The organism is Desulfosporosinus fructosivorans (assembly GCF_004766045.1).
Classification (GTDB): Bacteria; Bacillota; Desulfitobacteriia; order Desulfitobacteriales; family Desulfitobacteriaceae; genus Desulfosporosinus; species Desulfosporosinus fructosivorans.
This window is the reverse complement of the sequence record NZ_SPQQ01000002.1, coordinates 157,508-176,924: the sequence shown is the minus strand read 5'-3', so window position 1 is coordinate 176,924 and position 19,417 is coordinate 157,508. Positions and strand designations below refer to the sequence as shown.

Below are 19,417 nucleotides of genomic sequence, written 5' to 3'. Positions count from 1 at the left end.
CTAAGTTGACCGCCGGCGCCTAAAAGGCTTGGCGCTAGCCAAGTTTTCTTTACATAAGGAGGGAAGTTATGAGGTTAGCTGTACTCAGTGGCAAAGGAGGAACCGGCAAAACGACTGTAGCGGTGAATTTAGCGTTAGGTTGGGCTCCTGATCGCCCAACAACCTATGTTGACTATGATGTGGAAGAACCAAATGGTTTCATATTTTTGCGTCCGCAAATACGAAACTCCTCAACGGTTTTCCTGCCTTATCCGGAAATTAATGGGGCGTGCACGTTGTGTGGAAAGTGTAGCGAGGCTTGTCAATATCATGCGTTAGCAGTTGTCGGAGGCCAAGTATTGGTTTTTCCAGAACTGTGTCATGGCTGTGGTACTTGCGGCATTGTTTGTCTTGTTGGTGCTGTGGATGAAGTGAACCGTCCACTCGGGGGAATTGACGAGGGAGAACGGGATGGGGTGCAATGTTTACAAGGCGTTCTAAAAGAAGGAGAATCCCTAGCTGGCCCTGTGATTCGGAGCTTGCGTCACTACGAGAAGCAATATTCTACCCAAATGGAAGAAATAATAGTGGCGGATTGTCCTCCGGGAAGTTCCTGCAGTGTGATTCACTCGGCTGAAGGAAGCGACTTAGCACTTTTAGTGACGGAGCCCTCGCTCTTCGGTCTGCATGATTTAAAGATAGCCGTTCGCCTAATGCGGGAAATGGGTTTAGAATTTGGGGTAATTCTAAACAAAGATGATGGCGGTCCCATCATTCAGGAGTATTGCACTCTTGAGGGGATTACCATTATAGGAAGTATTCCCTTTGACTTGGAAATTGCGAGGATCTACTCACGAGGTCAGTCCTTAATGCACGAACGTAAGTGGGCAGATTTGTTCAGAATGTTGGGTGAGCGTATTGTGACGGAAGTCAAGCAGAGGAAGATGGGAGCTGAAAGAGCATGAAGCAGATGGCCATCATTTCAGGTAAAGGCGGAACTGGGAAGACAACCGTGGCAGCAGCGTTTGCTGAGCTGGCTGAAACAACGATCGTCGCGGATTGCGATGTCGAAGCTCCTAATCTGCATTTGGTCATAGCGCACCAGGTCAAAGTCGAAAGAGAATTCGTTGGTAATCAGATGGCACGTATCGATACAGCGCTCTGTAGCCAATGTAAGCGCTGTGAGGAAGTATGTCGCTTTGAAGCAGTCACAGAAAGGTTTCAAAAAGGAGAGGGTATTCACCAAGATAAGTTTGTTCCTTATATCGATTCAAAACGTTGTGAAGGATGTGCTGCCTGCGTCTATGCTTGTCCCACTCAAGCGATACAGCTTTATCCCGAGGGGACGGGGAAAGTCTTTCTGTCGGAGACCCAGGTAGGAGATTTTGCGCATGCAGAGTTGTACTTAGCGGCCGACGGTTCGGGTAAATTAGTGGCTGAGGTGCGGCGTTTGGCTCGGGATGAGGCACGACGCCAAAACAAGGACGTGCTAATCGACGGATCCCCAGGGATTGGATGTGTGGTGATATCCACAATCACAGGTTGTCAGCAGGTACTTGTAGTGACAGAACCTTCTCAGTCAGGTAAACATGACTTGGAGCGAGTGATCAAAGTAACAGGGCATTTTAAAATTCCAACGCAAGTTATTATTAATAAATGGGATATCAACCCTGAGGTTTCACAGGAAATAGAGGATGCCTGTACTAAACTCGGTGTAGCAGTCATTGGAAAAATTCCCTTCGATCCGATGGTTCCCCAAGCGATCGCTTTAGGTCACCCAATTACTCGCTATGAATGTCCGGCGGCGCAAGCGCTTCGCGAAATCTGGGCTAAAATTCCCATAGAATTGACGGAACCTTCTGGGGGACAATTACAATTTCTTTAACGGGTGTCAGAGTTAAGTACTTTTGGCTGAAGAAACTTATTGGATAATTAACTACCGTAGGCGGTGATTTCATATGTATTCAGAGAAGGTTATGGAGCATTTTAAGTGTCCACAAAATGTTGGCAGCATGGAGGATGCAGATGGAGAAGGAACAGTAGGGGACCCAAATTGTGGAGATTCGTTGACCATCTATGTCAAAGTACAAGCTGGAATAATCACGAGAATTAGTTTTCTGGTTTTCGGTTGTACTGCTTCTATTGCAACCAGTAGTATGATAACCGTTTTAGCTATGGGCAAGAGCCTTGACGAGGCGATTAAAATATCCGAACAGGATGTCATTGATTCCTTGGATGGGTTACCTGAGAAAAAACAACATTGTTCTAATCTAGGAGTAAGTGCTTTGCGAAAAGCAATCTATAATTATTTAGAAAAAAGAGGTATCTCTAACCCTCAAATTGGGAGCGAGTTCTCTTCAAAATCATACTTTAACGTTAAAACAGTGAGAGTATGAAACTTGTTATTTTTTAGGTCCTTGTTTAAATCTGATTTAAACAAGGACCTAAAGTTATCATAGATTAACTATTCTTCTAAAAACTCCATAAAAGGCTTTTTCATACTTACAAGTGCATTTACCATAAGCTCTACTAAACCACCATACTGAACATTAAATTTGGACGTCGCCTCGTAGAATTCTAGAATGTCTCGAATAGCTCCTTTACAATTAGAACAAGGTGCGCATACATATTTAGGAATGTTCACATCTTCAATACTACCCTGAAAAGCTCCAAGAATCTGGTTAAACTTCATGCGAGAAGCCACTTTATTCCGCCATTCAGAAAAATTGAGGGAATTGGTTATGGCGAACCCACCACCACCACCACAACAGTAATTGTCGACTCCATGGGGAGTCATTTCCCTAAACTGAGGACAAATAGCTTTCAAGACATTCCGTTGCGGTTCAACAATTCCCATTCCCCGAACATAATTGCAAGGATCATGAAGCGTCACAGGGAAATTATTTCTACTAGGATCTAACTTTAAACGTTTACTCTGCACCATATCCCAAAGTAGAGGCAGACAACTCTCAACAGGAACTTTATCCTCTCCGTACACCATGCGATCTCCGACAAGTGCCGAAGCCTTATGGGCGTGGCCGCACTCTGCGATGACAATTCGGTTGACACCTAAGTCCTTGGCGACTTTCATCTGCAACGTGGCTAACTGTTTTGCTTGGAAATCATCATACCAGATGCCGTAGTTTACATTGTCATAGCCCGCAATTTCACTACTGAGTGTCCAGTTTAGACCAGCTTCCTCGAAGAGAATGGCAAAGGCAATGGGGTTTTCTGGCCAGGCCATATACTCACCCGCATTATGCAACAACAGGATATCGGCTCCTTTTTTGTCCATCGGAAATTTGATCTTTAGGCCATACTTTTCTTCAATATCTTCTTCTAGAAACTCTATAGTATCTAAGAAAGCAGGTTTGCTTACTCCTGTCGAGGACCCTGTTTTTATCTGAAGCATGGTCCCTTTTGTGTGCAGAGGAAGCGGAGCAATGCCCATTTCTTGGCTGAAGATCTTACGAATCTCTTTCGTGAGAATGGAGTTATCTAAGCCCAGCGGGCAGGTCTGAGCACAGCGGCGGCAAAGATTGCAGCGATAGGCTAATTCCCCCAGTCGAGCAATCGTTTCCCAGTTCACATCAACATCTGCTCCGACAAAACGTCCTAACAGCTTGCCACTTGTAGTAAAATACTTTTTAACAATTTTTCGAAGAACTTCAGATCGGTATATTGGACGGTATAACTCGTTGTTGCCTGAAGCTTCGTAAATATGACAGGCAGCTGAACACGTATCACATTTTGCGCAATATTCAAAGGATAATAAGAACGGTTCAAGTATTCCATTGTTGGCATCAGAAAAACTCTTTTCTAAGCCAGATAGGAACTTTCGGACAAATTCAACTTCTTCCTCTTTAGTTTTTGGGCGGATTAAGGTGTCGAGACCAACATAGCCGTCTAAAGAAGTACAGAATTTTTCTTGCCAAGCAGGCTTAGGATCCGTTAATGGAGGTTCCATTCCGGGTTTATCATAGGGAGGAAATAAAGACATTAGCTGTCCGGGTTCAAGTTTGATCAGTTGCTCATCTAGGCGTCCCATATCCCTGGGCCGTAGATCTTTTTGATTTATCATACTCAGCTCTCCTCTTTCCGCAAAGTTAACTCGCAAAAAATATGTAGCCAATCCTTGGGGTGCTTCGGGCGCGCCTCATTATGAAGGAATAAAAAGAGTGATCTCACGTTTCGAATTGATGAAATAAGAGGTATTAGAATAAGGTAATCATTTAAACTTAAAATATTATATTTAAGTTATCTAAGTATATCCTTGTAGGTATTTAAATGCAACAATAAAAAAAGGCGCAAAATCACTTAACCTAAGAGAATTTCAGTTATTGTAAAGCATGAAGTACCCTTGAAGAGGATTGGCTAGGAACTAACATCAATAAAATAATTGATATTTCCTAATTAATAACATATACTCGAATTATTAAATATCCTTGGGATTGCCTTGAAGGCCTATGTCAACGAACTGATGGCTGTATTACTATTCACGATTGAAGAAAGGATGAAGTAGGATGCGTATGGCAATCTCGACTGGGGGACGAAACTTTGACAAGTTCGTTTATGCTCGTTTTGGTCGTAGCCCGTACTTTCTTTTTTGCGACTCTGACGATCCACAGGGTACGGGGGATTATCAAGAAAATCCTTCTTTACTGGGGATCGATGGTGCAGGCATCGTTGTCGCCGACTTTGTGGCGAAGGAAAAGGTGGATGTTTTAATCACGGGCAGATTGGGTCGTAATGCCCTGAAAGTGATTCAAGCGATGAATATACTCGCATATACGGCACCCGAAACAATGACACTCATGGAGGCCATTATGGCCTGGAAAGAAGGCCGATTGACTCAGATCAGTGAATCTGGAGCAAGGTCTAGCAAAATGGATGTGCTAAACAATGTTTGATGAAGATAAAGGACTTTACACCATAGGTACCGTGGCGGAGTTGATAGCAGAACATCCTGAGACACTCAGGGTCTGGGAAAGGAATGACCTTATCCGTCCAGACCGGCAAGGGTATCAACGAAAGTATTCAAATAATGACATTAGAAGACTTAAGTTTATTAAATATCTTATGCATGAAAAGGGCTTGAACATCGCAGGTGTAAAGCACTTAACTTCCATGTATTTCTGCTGGTACAAGCAAAATTGCAAGGGAGGTGCCAACCAAAGCAGCCATGTGCCAGTTAACGAATCTAAAGCTTGCTGGAAGATCGAAGGTACTTATTGTCTCATAGCTAGTGACAAGGCAGAGATGTGTAAATCGTGTGACATGCTAAGAAACTGCAGCATCCTTTAGCAAAAAAAATGGCTACGCTCAATGATTCAGTGCAGGTCTCTAACCTCCCTAACAAGTTAAAAAGTAATATCATGAATTGTCCTATAAAGAAGTCTCCCGCTGATAGAAGGATAGCCTTCTTAGGGTCCATTTTCTAAATAAGTTACATAACAAAAAGGCCCTTGTTTAAAGTAAGTATTTAAACAAGGGCCTTTTGTGCCATCATGAATTGATATTATTTCTATTTGCGTCGTTCTAGTTCCCCTTTCAAATCTGCAATAGATTCCGATAATGAAATTGTCTGAGATTCATATTTTTTAACGACCCCTCCAGAGACATGAAGTCCAGTTTGCCTTAAGACATAGCTTTTTTCCTCTTCTAATTCTTCAAGTTCTTCAGTTAAAGTTAGTAGGCGGCGTATTAAATCTTCTTCACGTAATATCGACAAATCTTCCATAATTCTCTCTCCCTTCATTTCTCTGTGAATTTAATACCTGGGAACAGTTTGTAGAGTTTATATTTTGGTTCTATTTTAAAACTATAGGCCGCTATACCCATATGGGGTATCAATACTACTTCATTAATATATCTAAATAGCTTTCATATGTCAATTGTTTGCGAGTTAGATAATTTATGACTACGCTTATATGAATAGGATTTTCGTTTTATAGGCCTTGATATTCCGTAGGCGTAGAAGGATGAAATGGCATCAGCATTCAAAATGCACTATGAAACGTATTGACCAATCGATTGTTTAGTTGTATCCTAAGGGAGTAATGGCCCTTACCCTGGGGGGGTGGATATGTGGAGATATTTCTTCAAGGTAGGCTTGTGAATATCTTATCGAAGCGGAGTAATATTCTTTTTAAGTTCAACCCAATGGCATATATTATAACACTTGCTTTTTAGTAATCGAAGATCCCTCAAACAAGAAATGCTTTCGGAGGTGGTTTAAGACAATCGATCTTTCATTAAGCGACGTTACTTTTGGAGAACGTTATATTAACAAGTGAGGTGAGGAGTAAACGTGAAAAGCAAAAAGTGGTTTCTATTAACCTTAATCTTTAGCGTATTCAGTGTAGTTCTCGTAGGGTCTTTTTGGCTTACACCGCCAAAAGTTACTGAGGCCGCCTGTGGCGCATCAACATCCTCTTGCAAGACCTGTCACGAGGTTAAAGGCGAAGATCCTGTCTCTAAAAAGGGTGATTGGCATATACAACATTCCTTCGGAGATTTTTGTCAAGCCTGCCATTTGGGAGCAGCAACGGAAACAGATAAGACAAAAGCACATGTTGGGTTAGTCAAACCCTTAGAGCAACCCGATCAATCTTGTGCAGCTTGTCATCCAGCGGATAGTGCTGTACGGGTTGTCAAGTACGGTGGTACTGCTACTGCTACTGGTACTCCTACTGCTCCAGCTTCAGGAACAGACGCACCAGCGACCGGAACTCCCTCTGCAGAGAATGCGGCAGTTACACCCTCCGCAGCAGCAACGCAAGTTCCGCCAAATGCTAATCCTAATTTTGATTTAATTGACTTTAATGTCCATGATGTGGCTCCCTGGTTAGCATGGGTAATTGGAATAATAAACGCTTTTATGCTTATGATTTTAGGTGTTTTAATTTGGAGATGGAAAAAAGGATTATGGCCATGGTATTTCTTGAAAGGAAGGCCGAAAAACGTAGCCTTTAATGCACTTCCCATAGAAGTTCAGGAAGTGTTCACTCTTTTACAAAATGGGGATATGTCGACTGTCTTGTCCCTCCAAGAAATTCTCAACCGTGAACAAGGTGGACAATTATTACAGGCGGTGTCTCACTTGCCAGAAACTATTATCACCCAGTTACAAGCCTTAAATGAAAATGAACTTAGATCTTTGTCTTCCTTGAATGATCCCATGAAGAACGTAAAGGAGGGAGAGCACCTTGGCCTTTAATGAAAAAATGAAGATTAAAATTTGGTCACCTTGGGCAGCAGGCGTCCTCTTAGGCTTAACGTCCGTAGCTACCTATGTTCTGGTGGATAAAACAATCGGTTCATCGGGTGGGATAGAGAACATTGATAGTATGCTCTTGAAACTATTTCACTCAAGCTTGGCAGAATCCATGTATTTTAAATTCCTGATGCCACCGGTGGTGAGCTTCCAAATTCTACTGTTTGTCGGAATGCTCTTAGGGGCTTTTACGTCAAGTATGTGGTCCAAAGATTTCAAGTTTAGAATGATGCCAGATCAGCAATGGACTAAAGTTTTTGGGCCCAGTAAGATTAAACGCTGGACCATGATTTTTATCGGTGGGATCATCATCGAATATTCCGCAGGTATTGCAGGTGGGTGTACGAGTGGCTTAGCTATATCAGGCACAATGCAACTATCTCCAGCAGGGCTTATCTTCATTGTCGGGCTGTTCGTGTCTGGAATTATTACGACCAAAATTTTATATGGGAGGGAGTATTAAGATGATGACTTACGTTATCCCCATAGTGATTGGTTTTTTCTTCGCCTTTGCCCTCCAAAAGGCAGGCCTAGGGCACTATCATAAAATCGTCAATCAATTCCGCTTTAAAGATAATACAGTTATGAAATTTATGATGACAGGAATCTCAGTGGGACTCGTCGGCCTCTATGCGCTGAGAGATCTTGGCTTTATCCAGTTGGATCAAGTTTCGTCCACGTATATACTAGGTAATCTTGTAGGTGGACTTCTGTTCGGGGTAGGTATGGCCCTCGCCGGCACCTGACCGGGTACATTGATCACAGGTTGTGGTCAGGGGAATTTAGACTACTTGATTCCAGGACTTTTGGGCTTTCTTACTGGTGGAATATTATTTGGGGCTACCTATCAATCCATATTTTTAAAAATATCAACGATTGGTGATTATGGAACGAAAACGCTAGCGGAGCTTTTTCATGTCAACCACTGGCTATTTATCGGACTCTTTGTCCTGTGCACAGCTGTTTTCTACGTGGTTTCAAAAATTGCGGAAAGTTCCAAGGTTTCTGAAAAACAGAGCTCTATAGAATCCTAGTTGAACAGCAAATGGTCGAATGAAAGGAGGGAGCAAGGTGTCCAAAGTGTATACTTGGGACCAATTGTTCAGCCGCCGTCAGTTTATCAAAGGCACAGTCGCAACGGCAGCCCTTGGAGTTGGCGCTACGGCTGGAATAGGTCTACTGGCCCCAGAAGCCAGTTTGGGGACAGATAATCCCGCGCAGACAGCTACTAAGGGTACGAAATTTGTTACAACCATTTGCGAGCAATGTGTTTGGCGGTGCGGAGTGATTGCCAAGGTTGAAAACGGTGTCGTAAAGATGTTGGAAGGTAATCCAAACCATCCCAACAATTTAGGGAAACTGTGCCCGCGTGGCAATGCAGCCATTGAAACGATGTATAGTCCTGATCGCATTAAGTTCCCCCTCATACGTGCAGGGGCACGGGGGAGCGGCTTGTGGCGTAGAGCTTCTTGGGATGAAGCGTTGAGTTATACTGCTGAGCAAATGAAGAAGATTAAAGATAAATACGGTGCTAAGGCAATGATGTTCAATTCAACAGATAACTTATCTCAACCATTTTTTGAAATTCTCCTTAAAGCGTTTGGCACACCTAATTACGGTACGCAAAGGAGTTTATGTTTTAATTCAATGACAACAGCTTTTCTGTACACATATGGTACCCCTCAACCCGGTACGGATTATAGTCAGTGTAAGTATATGATTTTCACAGGGCGTAATTTAGCGGAGGGGATTTCCAATAATGAGACGCAGGAAATGATCGAAATGGTGGCTAAAGGTGTAAAGGTCGTCGTGCTCGATCCGCGCTTCAGTAAGACGGCCGCCAAAGCGACGGAGTGGCTCCCTGTTCGCCCTGGAACGGATTCAGCTTTTTTTCTAGCCATGATTCATGTGATCGTAGCAGAAAAGTTGTATGATGAAGTGTTTGTTAATAAATACACTCAAGGGTTTGAAGATCTTGTCACTGAAGTGAAAGAGTATACACCTGAATGGGCCGAGAAAAAGTGTGAGATCGCTGCGACGACGATTCAGCGAATTGCCCGGGAATTTGCCGCCGCTGCTCCTGCAGCCATAGCACATCCTAACTGGCGGACGTCGAATTTTGTAAATTCGTTTCAAACTGAACGGGCCATTGCCGTGCTTAATGCTCTGATGGGTAATTGGGCCCAACCTGGTGGGCTAATTCCGGATCAGGAAATGAGTACTGCTAAACTCGGGGTTTTATCTCACCCACCCTTTCCACAAGCGCAGGGAATTAGACTCGATGGAGTGCCTTGGCAGTATCCCTTGGTGCCCTTAGCTTACGGTGTTATCCAGACTATGCGGGATAATATTTTATCAGGTAAGCCATATGAGGCTAAAGGATGGCTAATTTCTAGGCAAAATCCTGTCCTCTCGGTTCCAGAACGGCAAAAAACCATCAATGCTTTGATGAAGTTGGATTTTGTCGCGGTGATCGATATTCAAGCCAGTGACACGGCGTATTATGCGGATGTGATTCTACCTGAATCCTATTATCTGGAACGCTATGATGGTTTGATTCCCATTAAAAATAAAATCTTTATTCGTCAGCCAGTGATTGAGCCGCTTTATGATACAAAGAGCAGCTTGATGATTTATAAGGAATTGGCGGATAAACTGGGTCTTGGAGAATTCCTACCTTATAAGGATGAAATGGATCTCTTGTCCCAGCAACTAAAGCCGTTCCCCGTGAGTCTAGAGGATTTAAAACGCGCTGGGTATTATGAAGTAGAAAACTTAAAAGAAGACCATTCCAAAGATTTTGAGTTCCAAACGAGCAGTGGGAAAATAGAAATCTCTTCAAGCATCATGGCTCAAATGGGCAAGAAGGCCGTACCCACTTGGAATGAGCCACCACGTCCAAAGGAGGACCAATATTATCTCTTAACGGGTAAAACAGCACAGCATACACAAATGTTCACTCAGAACAATCGTTGGCTTTTAGAAGTTTTCCCGGTCAATCGGGCGTGGCTGCATACATCCGTTGCTAAGAAAATAGGGGTTAAGACGGATGATGACGTGGTATTGGAGAGTGAAGTTGGAAAAGTTACGATCAAGGCCTATGTAACAGAGGGTATACGACCCGATTGCATTTTTATGGTCGGTGGATTTGGGCACGTAAGCAAAGGCCTTAAATCATCATATGGTCTTGGCGCTAGTGATTCAGCTCTGCACAAGACTGTGACGGATCCGATTTCAGGAGGCTCAGCCTTAAGCGAGACCTTTGTGAAAGTGAGTAAAGCCTAAGGCTTAGGAGGGGAAAATATGGCTGTTCGCATGGGATTTGTCATTATTACTTCGCGCTGTATCGATTGTGACGCTTGTATGGTGGCATGTCGCGCAGAAAATAACGTGCCGCTCAGGTCTACTCGTAATTGGGTGAAAAGCAGTGGAGTTCTGGGACAGTTCCCAAAGGTCAGGGAACTGTTTCAACCGGGGAATTGTATGCATTGTGATAACCCACCCTGTGTATCGGTTTGTCCTACGGGGGCTTCACAAAAACGCTCAGATGGCATTGTAATCATTGAAAACAGCAAATGCATTGGGTGTAAATATTGCATTGTCGCGTGCCCGTATGACGCCCGCTTCGCTAATCCTGAAACTGGAAAGGCAGATAAGTGTACGTTATGCTTGCATCGTCTGGAGCAAGGGCTAGAACCGGCGTGTGTTCAAACTTGCTTAGGAAAGGCACGTCAAGCAGGTGACCTCAACGACCCAAATAGTATCGTTTCTAAATTGATCGCTAAGTATCCGACTCGAGGGTTGCTAATACATGTGGGTACGGGTCCGAACATTTATTATATCGATGAAGCCGTTCCAGAAATCCCTGAGGGGAAGTAAACTCGCTTTCGTAGAGCTGTCCATCAGGACTTCCTTGACGAAAGACCCCTATTGCGAAGGTCATTTGACGGCGAAGGGTGAGTCTACTCCCCACAGATCAAGAGCATGAAACTCCCACAAATAGAGTGAGAACACTGGAAGTTCATTAACAGTTTAGGAGGGGTGTTGTGTGGAATTAACTTGGGCTTTAATGATCGTTATTTACCTCTTTACTGCAGGACTTAGTGCGGGATCAATGATAACGTCTAATCTCGCCTTCCTCTACGGGGGTAAAGACTTTGAGCGAGTTGGACGCTGGGGTGCCTATATCTCTCCGTTTCCCATCTCCCTTGGGCTTGGGGTGCTTTTGCTAGATCTGGGTAGTCCCTTGAACTTTTATCGCTTATTTCTTACCTTGGAAGTACACTCCCCGATGTCCTATGGGAGTTGGGCAATTCTGCTTTTTACCGTTTTAAGTGTCATTTACCTCTATCTTTGGCTTCCAGAGAAATATCAAATCCTTGGACACTTTAAGAGCTCGGAAAAATGGAAAAGATGGTTGGCAAAATTCATGCCCTTCTTGTCCGTGGGCGTCGCATCTTATACCGGTCTCCTGCTTAATGCCGCTGTTCGTCCGTTGTGGAATGCGCCCTTGCTTCCGGTACTGTTTTTAGTGTCTGCGTTATCAACGGGGGTGGCTTCCGTGATTTTGGTATCCAGTCTGAGCCCCTGGCAACGTGCTAGACATAAGGAACTACACGCCTTAACCAAGGCAGATGCTGGTTTGATTATTCTAGAGTGTTTGATTATAATAATAATGATCGTTATGGCAAGACTAAGCTCTGTAAGCGTGTCAATGGCCTTTGGGAGTTTATTGTACGGACAATATGCTTGGATTTTTTGGTTTTTGATTGTGGGACTCGGTTTGATTGTACCTTTTTCGTTAGAATTGATGGAACTCAAGGATAAAATTCCCGTCAAATGGGCGCTGACAGTTACCATCAGCAGCAGTTTTCTGGTCTTATTTGGAGGATTTTTCGTGCGTTATATCATAACCTATGCAGGACAGACCAACGGTTGGTTTTAAGCCAAGACTCCCACTTCTATAAGTGGGGTTTCCTGTATTACTTAGGCGGGGATAGACTCCTCCACCTAAGTCTCGATGTTCAGCTTTAGCGAAAGCGAATTCACTAGAGGGGGCAGGGAAAAGGTGCCTAAACAATTAGACTGGTCTAGACGTGCGGTTTTACGCTTAGCATGGGTCGGTATCATCGCCGCTAGTGCCTTGACTATTGAGCCTCTAGTTAAGTACCTCACGAGTAAAGAAGACCGACTCCGATCTCCCTTAGTAGAGTATAACTTACCCCTCGTAGTTAACAGCGGCTGGCAAAATACAGCAAATGATCGGGTGTGGGTAAAGCAGGATCCTTTAGGAGTCATGGCTTTGGTGGCAACCTGTACACATCTAGGTTGCGAGGTTCATTATTATCCGGAGAAGAAAGAATGGCTTTGCCCTTGTCATGCGAGCACGTATGATGTAGACGGAAGACCAGTATCTGGTCCAGCGCCCAGAGCACTACCTAGAGTTGCTGTCGAGCGTAAACCGGATGGCACTCTTGTCATCAATACTTCGAAGCAAGTAGGAATGGATACACGTCTATGAATGATCAGAAAAACTTTGTCAATCACATAAGGCCTAGTTTTGTCCCCACTGGAGTCCTGACAGTGCTCTATACGTTTTGCCTGGGTGGATTGTCCTTTTTGGCTTTTGTAATTCTGGGGATTACTGGTCTTCTAATGATGTTTCATTATCAACCCGGAGATAGTTCTGGGTTTAGTAGTATTCTAACAATAGCCTCTGTAATTCCCTATGGTGGAGTTATTCGAAATTTGCACTATTGGGCAGGTCAGTTGATGGTTGTCACAGTGAATCTTCATATGCTGCGTGTCGTTTGGACCCGGTCTTACAAGCCTCCTAAGCAACTAAATTGGCTTGTAGGAGTAGCTCTATTGATTCTGATTCTATTCTTGGATTTTACAGGTTATTTACTGATCGGGTCCCAAGAAAGTGGCGCTGCGGCCACGGTCGCTGTCAATATATTGGGTTTAATTCCTGGAATAGGGACTGGCTTAGCACAGGTCTTATTTGGAGAGCCTTCTGCCTTAAGTGGAAGTACCCTCGTGGTCTATGTATGGCATTGTGTCGCCCTACCGATGATTGCTTTGTTATTACAACTTTATCATTTCTGGCGTATCCGCCGTGATGGGGGAGTTCGCCCGCTCTAAGGAGGGTGAGTATGGCACGTTCACCGATTAAACATCTCATAGAAAAAGAGGGTATAGCCTCAATCTTTTTTGTGTTTTTTTGTATGGCGCTAGCCCTTGAGTTTACTGCAAGTGTCGGAACGAGCAATCAGGCTCCTTCTGCCTCCCATGCGGTTGCACCGTGGATTTTTGGTCCCTTCCAAATACTATTGTTATATCTCCCTCCGTGGCTAGGTGCTCTTATTCTCCCTATTGTTATTATTGCAGGGCTTGCCGGGTTACCATGGCTCGTTAAATATCTGGGTGAGAAGTCGGGTGAACGGATATTTAGTCTCTTTTTTAGTGTCGTTATAGTCCTTCTGATCTGGTTTATGGTCAAAGAAGTTTGGTGGACATAGATGAGAAAAACTTTGTTGTTGGCAAGTCTTTTACTTCTCTTGATTGTCATGCTTATGCTCGAGAAGGGTAGTAATCCCCAATGGGGCAAATATCAAAGCGAGTATTTTACTGAACAGGTTTCTAAATTACAAGTTGTACTTGGTACGGAAAATGATGAAGCTAAGGTAAAACAGATTCAACAAGAAATTGTGAGTTATCAAGGTCGCAAGCCAGAGATCGTCAACCTTGTACTTCCAAATGGTAAGGTTGAACGGTGTCAAACCTGTCATCTGGGTATTGAAGAAATATCGAAATCCCATCCCAGCAATACGTTTGGGTGTGCTGTTTGCCATGGCGGAAATCCTCTTTCGCTTGATGAAGAGACTGCTCATGCTCAAATGTACGGAGGAGGGCATCCGGGGTCCTTACAGACTGCTTCCTTAAGTTGCGGAGGGACAGCCGCAAACGGAGTGGCCTGTCACAGTGGAAACCATGAATCTGGAAAAAATTTAGTGGACTCAGTAAAAACCTCGATTATGACAACAAAGGCCGGAGAGTTAAGCGTCGTACGCATGACGTTCGGCTTGGATAAGACTAAGGAGGTTCTAGGCCTTACAAAGGGTCAGGTAGCTTATCTTTACCCCAATCCCCTGCAGGGACGAGCCAATGAAGGGCAATTTCAGCAGAATTGTCTGAATCAATGTCATCAAAGCGGAGGAGAGCTGCCCGTCCCCTTGTCGCTAGGAACACCGACAGCATCTTCTAATAGGCTTGAAGAAGGAGTTCCACAAAGCAAGAATACAAGCACAGGCAACGATAAAATCCATGCTAATGGCTGTGAAGCCTGCCATGTTTTGGTCAATCCAACTCATACCTATACCGGTAATGATACAGCAATTAACGATAATACCAGCAGTCGTGGCATGGTCCATAATCTGACGACCCAAATTCCGTACACCCAGTGTAACCAGTGTCATAATCAAGGGAGCCATGACCCCCTTAAAATGGAGTTTTCTGCTCGACCTGATTTGGCTAAGGTTGAAAGAGATTGGACTGCGGGAGATTTGACTTGGTCGGACCGCTTGAGTGACTATTATCTGCCAGGAGAACTATTCGCGAGGTGTGAAGTTAGTCTAGATTGTATCGATTGTCATACAAGGCAGGATGTTATGGGGGATGGCGAATTTTACACATCCCAGCATGATGCTGTTCATATCCAATGTCTCGATTGTCATGGAACCAAGGAAAAACTTCCCCTCACGAAGAAAGTTGAGAAGCCGGAGGATCTGATGTTTGAAGAGAATATCACCAATCCCCAATTTCCTGAGTTGAAAACAGGGGATGAAATATTAATGACGGCGAAAGGGGAAGAGTTACCGTTCTTACGTCATAATAGAGACACTTGGATTCAGTCGAGTCGTGTGACAGGGAAATCGTTCAATATACCATTAGTGCTCGGAAGCAGTTGCGAGCAAACCGCTGATGAACAAGGAGCAGATTTGTGTCATAAATGCCACACTGGGTCCGTACACCCATCTGAATAAGTCAAGGTAATTTTAAGTGCCTACGGATAATTTTGCTGTTTATTGTAAAGTGCCATTTCACTTGTCCAAGCAATATGAGATATTACCAATTCATATAGTTAGGCAGTATTCGTCAACATAAACAGCACAACACAAAAAGAACCCACAGTATTTTCTCCCAATATCGGAGATCTTACCGTGGGTTTATCTATGGAAAATCTATTAAATAAATGCTCCCTCGCAGACGTTAGTCCAATTAAGATCTTGCTTACTCGAACTCTAAGAAACAGATCAAACGGCTTTCTCAAGAAACAGGCTTTTCATGTTTGGATTTTTGGTCAGATTGTTGAGATTGCAACTTGATTAGCTCGTCTAACTTCTGTAAAAGCTTTTCATCTGTTGTACTTTTACGTTTAAAGAACCGTATTGCACTTACAATAAAGTAAACAATTAATAAAACGAGTACAAGGGAAAAGAGTGTAGCTAAGACAGTGTAATCAAAAAGTATTCGGTCGCCCATAAAACACGCCTTCAGGTTATTAGTATGTATCCTATAATACCGCTTTCATTTGATTATATGCAAGCTAAGAGATGTCCCGGATACTAGAACAGTGACAACTTGCAACAAATGAACTGTTGGACCAGAAAAGCAAAACCGTTTCAAAGTTATTGAATATCTCAGGAAGGTAGGGCAGTGATTTTCCCTAGTCTTAAAGCTGGAACAGAGATTATTCTGGAAAATAATTCTTGACATCAATCGATTACATATGTAATATGTTCCTAACTACATAAGTAAACATTGACGGGAGAGTGGGTTTATTGCTCGAAATACCTAATATATCCGATGCCGAATGGGAAGTTATGAAGATTTGTTGGTTAAAATCAACTCCATGTACCGCAAACGAGATCGTTAAGGCTTTAGAACAATCAACAGATTGGAAACCAAATACGATCAAGACTTTAATCGGGAGGTTGGTGAAAAAAGGGGCACTCGGTTACAAAGAAGAGGGAAGGGTTTATCTTTATAATCCCTTAGTGACGGAAGAAGAGTGCGTCATAGTCGAGAGCAAGTCCTTTCTGACTCGGTTTTTTGGCGGAGCTCTTAAGCCAATGCTCGTTACCTTTCTTAAAGATGAAAAACTCTCACAGGATGAAATTGAAGAACTTAAACAAATCCTTGAAGAAAGGAAGGAGTGAAGATGCTAACGCTTTTAATGGCGAATTATCTTAGCCTTTTTAACTGGGTTTTGACAACATCTGCCAAAGCAAGTATCTTCATCGTTTTTCTCCTTGGCGTGAAATTTGTACTCAGACACAAGTTGGGAGCACGCTTTCAGTATATGCTGTGGTCAGTTTTAATCATTGGTTTAGTGTTGCCATGGACACCTAACACTCCCATAAGCGTTTATAATTACCTCGACTCTTCCCACATACAGCAAAAGATAGCAGCGATCGTTGACCGAACCACACAATCATTCTCCACTATCGTCAATACTAATAAATCTGGTGTGAACCAAACTGTTGTAGTGGATAGCAATTCCAACAAAGCGGTTGTAAGCACTGAAACCCAGCGCCCAAGTGATGGAAATGCAAATTCATGGACCGCCTTCCCGATCGTTTATAAACTAATGTACTATATATGGTTATTAGGGATCTTGATATTGACGGTTCTCACCGTCATTGTTAACAAACAGTTTTCTAAAGACATTGGACAAGCTCGAGTGACTGACCTAAGCTTGCTTTCGGAGTTTAATAGCCTCAAAGTGGAATTGAAGATAAAAACGGAGATTCCTCTTTTTAAGTCGAGGCATGTAAACAGCCCATCATTATTAGGCTTAATCTACCCGAGGTTACTATTACCCATCGGAATTGAGCAAACATTTAGTTTAGAACAGGTAAACCATATATTTTTACATGAGTTAATACATTTTAAACGTAAGGACATATGGGTAAATTGGTTAACCCAGGTATTGATTATTTGCCACTGGTTTAATCCACTAATTTGGTACGCTTTTTATCGAATGCGGGAAGACCAGGAGATATCGTGTGATGCTTTAGCGAGATCTCGAATTGATACTGAGCAATCCAATGACTATGCTAATACACTTATCAAGCTGGCAGAGACATATTCTACAGTTCCCAGAGTAGAGGGCTTGGCAAGTTTGTGTGGCTCAAATTCACAAATCAAGAAGAGACTCATAATGCTTCAAAATAGAAAGATTAAGCAAGCTTCGGTTAAATGGTCACTGTTAGGTGTTCTGGTGATAGGATTGATAGCCTTTGCGACTTTCACCAGTGCTCAGGTAAATGCAAGCCCCGCCTTAGAAGGTCGCGACCTTAATGTATCTCAAGAGATCCGTGGGGGACAAGCCTCGGGACTTACAAAGGGGATTGCCGATTCAACCTCGGGAATAACAGTCGAGGATATCACAGGTCCAAGTTTCAAAGGGAAAGTGATGTTAATCAAGGACCCGACCCGAGTTAAATTAGCCGTTACTAAAGAAATTGGCGTTAAGGGAGAAAGGGTCAGTGAGCTCGTCAAAAACATGGGAGCCATTGCCGGAATTAACGCCGGAGGGTTCTATGACCCGAATGGTAAAGGGAACGGAGCATACCCAGACGGGTTAACCGTGCAGGATGGGAAACTAGTCGACAATAATGTGGGAGAAAAAGAAGTCAATATTGTCGGATTTGATGACCAGGGGAAAATGGTCCTTGGTAACATGACGGCCAATCAATTGGAAGGGCAACACATAAGTGAAGCTGTTACCTTTGCACCTAATCTTATCGTAGAGGGAAAATCTGCAATTTCAGGGGACGGTGGCTGGGGGATTGCCCCCCGGACCGGCATAGGACAAATGGCTGACGGGACCGTTATTTTCGTAGTGATCGACGGACGTCAACCTACTTGGAGTATCGGGGCGACCTTAAGAGACCTTATGAATGTCTTTGAGGATTATCATGCTGTAAATGCAGTCAATCTTGATGGCGGTTCTTCCTCAGAAATGGTCCATCAAGGCAAAGTCCTGAATAAGCTTTGGAACATTTTTGGAGAACGTTATGTTCCCACAGCTTTTGTGGTTACTCCTTAGAGCGTGAGAGAGTGCGAATCAAAATTAATGGAGGTAACATGAGGAAAGTACGAAAAATGCGAAAGATACGAAAGATAAGCCTGAAAATGATTATTGCCTTTTTTATGTTCAATGTAGTATTTGATATCATCCTAGCGCCCTTTATCATTTTCTGGGGGCCATTTGAAGCAACGAAAACTTTAGCGGTAGGCTCCGTTCTCTCTTCAAGGCATCCACAGGTTGTTAGGGCATTTCTCTCGGATGAAGAAATTAGTGAAATTGTTAACAAATATGATAACTCAGGCTCGCTATCTGATATCCCAATCCAGCGTACTGTATCAGAGGCATCTGCTGGTATCACAATTGAAGATATTGACGGTAAAGCGTTTAAAGGCAAAGTAATGCTAATAAAGGATCCAAAACGGATAAAAGTCGCTGTGACAAAAGAATTGGAGGTTACAGGTGAACGAGTCAGTGACTTTGTTAAAGACACAGGAGCTATTGCAGGTATAAATGGCGGAGGATTTTATGATCCTAATGGTACCGGAAATGGAGCTTTTCCTGACGGTTTAACCGTCCATAATGGAGAAATCGTCCATAACAATGTAGGCAACAAGAGTACCGAGATTGTTGCCCTTGATAAGGATGGTAACCTGATCGTTGGACAGATGACCGGTGATGACGTTAAGAAGAAAGACATTCAAGAAGCTGTATCGTTTGGGCCGACTTTAATACAGGACGGAAAAAAGGGCGTATTTCAAGACTCAGCTTGGGGAGCAGCTCCACGAACTGCTATCGGACAGAAAGCCGATGGTACGATTATACTTGTCGTAATTGATGGTCGACAACTCTCTAGTCTTGGCGCAAAAATGAGCGACCTCTATAATTTATTCAAAGATTATGATGCGATCAATGCAGCCAATTTAGATGGCGGCTCTTCTTCAGTATTAGTCTATAACGGAAAAGTGATTAGTAAACTCTGGAATATTTTTGGTGAACGCTACCTACCGACGGGTATTGTGGTCATGCCAGAATAGGGTAAGGTATGAATTGACGTTGGTTAAAAG

Annotated in this window: 20 protein-coding genes and 2 pseudogenes; 19 read left to right on the top strand and 3 right to left on the bottom strand. The window is 43.3% G+C overall.

Going from position 1 to position 19,417, the window contains the following annotated elements; genetic code table 11:
• The first annotated feature begins 68 nt into the window (after nucleotides 1–68).
• The 3 genes from E4K67_RS05095 to E4K67_RS05085 all read left to right on the top strand — a co-directional run bounded on the left by E4K67_RS05095 (nucleotide 69) and on the right by E4K67_RS05085 (nucleotide 2,375).
• A complete protein-coding gene (locus tag E4K67_RS05095) occupies nucleotides 69–944 on the top strand; it encodes a nucleotide-binding protein (RefSeq protein ID WP_135545348.1) in 876 nt (291 codons plus the stop codon).
• On the top strand, nucleotides 941–1,864 hold the full coding sequence (locus tag E4K67_RS05090) for an ATP-binding protein (RefSeq protein ID WP_135545347.1): 924 nt from the start codon (nucleotides 941–943) through the stop codon (nucleotides 1,862–1,864). Before E4K67_RS05095 ends, E4K67_RS05090 begins: the two co-directional genes overlap by 4 nt.
• Nucleotides 1,865–1,937: 73 nt before the next feature.
• Nucleotides 1,938–2,375 carry an iron-sulfur cluster assembly scaffold protein gene (locus tag E4K67_RS05085; RefSeq protein WP_135545346.1) on the top strand — a complete coding sequence of 146 codons (438 nt, stop codon included), beginning with the start codon at nucleotides 1,938–1,940 and terminating at the stop codon, nucleotides 2,373–2,375.
• Nucleotides 2,376–2,443: 68 nt separating this feature from the next.
• Here the strand turns inward: E4K67_RS05085 and E4K67_RS05080 are convergent, their stop codons facing one another.
• Entirely contained in the window at nucleotides 2,444–4,060 is a 1,617-nt protein-coding gene (locus E4K67_RS05080; protein WP_135545345.1) for a (Fe-S)-binding protein, read from the bottom strand.
• A 442-nt stretch (nucleotides 4,061–4,502) separates the two neighbouring features.
• On the opposite strand from E4K67_RS05080, the gene E4K67_RS05075 reads away from it, so the two are divergent.
• Entirely contained in the window at nucleotides 4,503–4,889 is a 387-nt protein-coding gene (locus E4K67_RS05075; RefSeq protein ID WP_135545344.1) for a NifB/NifX family molybdenum-iron cluster-binding protein, read from the top strand.
• Nucleotides 4,882–5,283, top strand: coding sequence for a MerR family transcriptional regulator (locus E4K67_RS05070; RefSeq protein ID WP_135545343.1), 402 nt, complete (start codon nucleotides 4,882–4,884; stop codon nucleotides 5,281–5,283). The genes E4K67_RS05075 and E4K67_RS05070 overlap by 8 nt, the downstream gene beginning before the upstream one ends.
• Before the next feature lie 220 nt (nucleotides 5,284–5,503).
• On the opposite strand, the gene E4K67_RS05065 is transcribed toward E4K67_RS05070, so the two are convergent.
• Nucleotides 5,504–5,719, bottom strand: coding sequence for a hypothetical protein (locus tag E4K67_RS05065; protein WP_135545342.1), 216 nt, complete (start codon nucleotides 5,717–5,719; stop codon nucleotides 5,504–5,506).
• 570 nt (nucleotides 5,720–6,289) lie between these two features.
• On the opposite strand from E4K67_RS05065, the gene E4K67_RS05060 reads away from it, so the two are divergent.
• The 10 genes from E4K67_RS05060 (at nucleotide 6,290) to E4K67_RS05015 (ending at nucleotide 15,300) form a co-directional block, all read left to right on the top strand.
• Complete coding sequence (locus tag E4K67_RS05060) at nucleotides 6,290–7,198, top strand: cytochrome c3 family protein (protein WP_135545341.1); 909 nt, start codon at nucleotides 6,290–6,292, stop codon at nucleotides 7,196–7,198.
• Entirely contained in the window at nucleotides 7,188–7,718 is a 531-nt protein-coding gene (locus E4K67_RS05055; protein WP_135545340.1) for a YeeE/YedE thiosulfate transporter family protein, read from the top strand. Before E4K67_RS05060 ends, E4K67_RS05055 begins: the two co-directional genes overlap by 11 nt.
• A 1-nt stretch (nucleotide 7,719) precedes the next feature.
• Entirely contained in the window at nucleotides 7,720–8,289 is a 570-nt protein-coding gene (locus E4K67_RS05050; RefSeq protein ID WP_158408397.1) for a YeeE/YedE thiosulfate transporter family protein, read from the top strand.
• Between the two features lie 37 nt (nucleotides 8,290–8,326).
• Nucleotides 8,327–10,540, top strand: coding sequence for a molybdopterin-dependent oxidoreductase (locus E4K67_RS05045; protein ID WP_135545339.1), 2,214 nt, complete (start codon nucleotides 8,327–8,329; stop codon nucleotides 10,538–10,540).
• 18 nt (nucleotides 10,541–10,558) lie between these two features.
• The gene (locus E4K67_RS05040; protein WP_135545338.1) at nucleotides 10,559–11,134 is read left to right on the top strand and encodes a 4Fe-4S dicluster domain-containing protein; all 576 of its coding nucleotides are present in this window, start codon (nucleotides 10,559–10,561) and stop codon (nucleotides 11,132–11,134) included.
• Nucleotides 11,135–11,303: 169 nt separating this feature from the next.
• A complete protein-coding gene (nrfD, locus tag E4K67_RS05035; protein ID WP_135545337.1) occupies nucleotides 11,304–12,200 on the top strand; it encodes an NrfD/PsrC family molybdoenzyme membrane anchor subunit in 897 nt (298 codons plus the stop codon).
• Nucleotides 12,201–12,323: 123 nt separating this feature from the next.
• Nucleotides 12,324–12,776, top strand: coding sequence for a QcrA and Rieske domain-containing protein (locus E4K67_RS05030; RefSeq protein ID WP_135545336.1), 453 nt, complete (start codon nucleotides 12,324–12,326; stop codon nucleotides 12,774–12,776).
• The gene (locus E4K67_RS05025) at nucleotides 12,773–13,399 is read left to right on the top strand and encodes a cytochrome b N-terminal domain-containing protein (RefSeq protein ID WP_135545335.1); all 627 of its coding nucleotides are present in this window, start codon (nucleotides 12,773–12,775) and stop codon (nucleotides 13,397–13,399) included. Before E4K67_RS05030 ends, E4K67_RS05025 begins: the two co-directional genes overlap by 4 nt.
• Nucleotides 13,400–13,410: 11 nt before the next feature.
• Nucleotides 13,411–13,776 carry a hypothetical protein gene (locus tag E4K67_RS05020; RefSeq protein ID WP_135545334.1) on the top strand — a complete coding sequence of 122 codons (366 nt, stop codon included), beginning with the start codon at nucleotides 13,411–13,413 and terminating at the stop codon, nucleotides 13,774–13,776.
• On the top strand, nucleotides 13,777–15,300 hold the full coding sequence (locus E4K67_RS05015; RefSeq protein WP_135545333.1) for a hypothetical protein: 1,524 nt from the start codon (nucleotides 13,777–13,779) through the stop codon (nucleotides 15,298–15,300).
• Nucleotides 15,301–15,583: 283 nt separating this feature from the next.
• On the opposite strand, the gene E4K67_RS05010 is transcribed toward E4K67_RS05015, so the two are convergent.
• On the bottom strand, nucleotides 15,584–15,799 hold the full coding sequence (locus E4K67_RS05010; RefSeq protein ID WP_199242468.1) for a hypothetical protein: 216 nt from the start codon (nucleotides 15,797–15,799) through the stop codon (nucleotides 15,584–15,586).
• A 299-nt stretch (nucleotides 15,800–16,098) separates the two neighbouring features.
• Between E4K67_RS05010 and E4K67_RS05005 the strand changes: the two genes are divergently transcribed.
• The 4 genes and pseudogenes from E4K67_RS05005 to E4K67_RS04995 all read left to right on the top strand — a co-directional run bounded on the left by E4K67_RS05005 (nucleotide 16,099) and on the right by E4K67_RS04995 (nucleotide 19,387).
• Nucleotides 16,099–16,476: a BlaI/MecI/CopY family transcriptional regulator gene (locus tag E4K67_RS05005; protein ID WP_135545332.1), complete on the top strand. Its 378-nt coding sequence runs from the start codon at nucleotides 16,099–16,101 to the stop codon at nucleotides 16,474–16,476.
• Nucleotides 16,477–16,478: 2 nt separating this feature from the next.
• Nucleotides 16,479–17,426 (top strand): annotated as a pseudogene (locus tag E4K67_RS30485) (M56 family metallopeptidase); the annotation flags it as partial.
• Between the two features lie 243 nt (nucleotides 17,427–17,669).
• Nucleotides 17,670–18,371 (top strand): annotated as a pseudogene (locus E4K67_RS30480) (phosphodiester glycosidase family protein); the annotation flags it as partial.
• 56 nt (nucleotides 18,372–18,427) lie between these two features.
• On the top strand, nucleotides 18,428–19,387 hold the full coding sequence (locus tag E4K67_RS04995; RefSeq protein ID WP_135545890.1) for a phosphodiester glycosidase family protein: 960 nt from the start codon (nucleotides 18,428–18,430) through the stop codon (nucleotides 19,385–19,387).
• Nucleotides 19,388–19,417: the final 30 nt, after the last annotated feature.